1 pseudogene is annotated in these 1576 nt (G+C 58.1%); it reads right to left on the bottom strand.

Annotated features, from left to right (window positions below):
* Positions 1-121: 121 nt before the first annotated feature.
* Positions 122-774: pseudogene (locus EN874_RS32110) on the bottom strand (leucine zipper domain-containing protein); the annotation flags it as partial.
* Positions 775-1576: the final 802 nt, after the last annotated feature.

Below are 1576 nucleotides of genomic sequence, written 5' to 3'. Positions count from 1 at the left end.
TTTCCCTTGCCGGTGGAAGCCGCCTGGTTCGACGACTTGACCAACGTCACGCAGCAAGGGCATGCTGACGAACAGAGAGACCTTGACTGCAGGCTCCATTTCGTTCCGCGCTTAGGACGTTGTCGGTCATGACGCGGGCTATTGTGACGCCGAGGCTGGCGTAGCAGGCCACCGCCGCCTTGAGGAAGGCGATGGCGCGTTCTTCTTTCTCGTCGGGCAGGATTTGCGAGAAGGCGATGCGGGACGCGTCGTCGATGCAGACGTGGACGAACTCCCAGCCGGCGCCGCGCGACTTGCCTTTTTGCGGCTCGCCGGTGATGCGATGGCCGACTTGGCTGAAGCGGCCGAGCTTCTTTGATGTCGATATGGATCATCTCGCCTGGGTTCTCCCGCTCGTAGCGCCGGACCGGTTCGGCCGGCTCGCTATCGCTTAGCCGCGACAGCCCGGCACGCTTGAGAACCCGGCTGACGGTGGCGGGCGAGACGCCGACCTCATGGGCGATGTGCTTGCCGGTCCAACGTTGCCGCCGCAGCGCCATGATGCGCTCGGCGATCAACGCAGCGGTGGCCTGTGACATATGGGCGGGCCGCGAGGAACGGTCGATCATGCCGGCCCGCCCTTCAGCCTTATAGCGCTCGACCCAGCGCGCCACGATCTTGGCCGACGCCATAGACCCGCGCCGCATGGGCTTTGGAAAAAGCGCCCTCTATCACCGACAGCGCCATCTCCTCTCGACGCAGCGGTGTGAGACGGGCATTCTTGTGGATGTTCATTCGGACCCTCCGATAGATGCTGAAGCGTGGTAACTCCAGTCTCCTCGGTCCGGTCCGAATGGACAACCTCCCGAAAGCTCACAGCTAGCAAGAGTCTTTGGTGATGCTCGGATGCCGAGTCCACCACCACTGAGAGCCCAATAGACATTATTGTGGTGGGCGTTTGAATTGGCACTAGATATGGACCCACGAGAACTTGGAACGTTGAATACGACGGTCGCCTCTCATGCGGAGACACCTATGTTCGGAAGAAGACACACGAATGGTCAAGTGTTCCGGTAGCGCGGCGCGAAACACAGTGTCCGCCACTTGCTCGGACAACTTCTTCGGTGGCATGCGGATTGCAAGGGGGATGGTGAAGCGAAGGTCAGCGCATCACAACCTCGCCGTTCTGTTAATTGCTCCGCCTCAAGTGCAAATAGGCGTTCTCAACGTGTAAATTCTTTATGAAACTTGGCTTGTTGGAGCTACGCGGTATCGAAACCGGTAGAACAGTGCACCAGCAAAATGGAGTGGCTTCTTAACTGTTAAGCAGGCGCGTTGTTGATCGAGCTGCAGCAGGAGTTTGACGTCTCCTAATTCCATCTGCCAGCACATGGCCCTGGCTTCGCTTGAGACTATTGTGGGTAACAAGGCTCGCCCCGAGGTAGAAAAGCAGCCGTAGACTTTATTCGAAAAGAAGCGGATATATTGGAGTATACCTCAGTGCGAGCCATATCTGAACTCGCCGAATTCGTTAGCAGCTATCCAGCAAGTGCACTGCCTGCGGCGACACGGCGTACAATTTCGTTGCTCATTTTAG

The organism is Mesorhizobium sp. M1D.F.Ca.ET.231.01.1.1, from assembly GCF_003999155.2.
Taxonomy (GTDB): Bacteria; Pseudomonadota; Alphaproteobacteria; order Rhizobiales; family Rhizobiaceae; genus Mesorhizobium.
The sequence above is the reverse complement of the archived record's forward strand: the minus strand, read 5'-3'. Positions and strand labels throughout refer to the sequence as shown.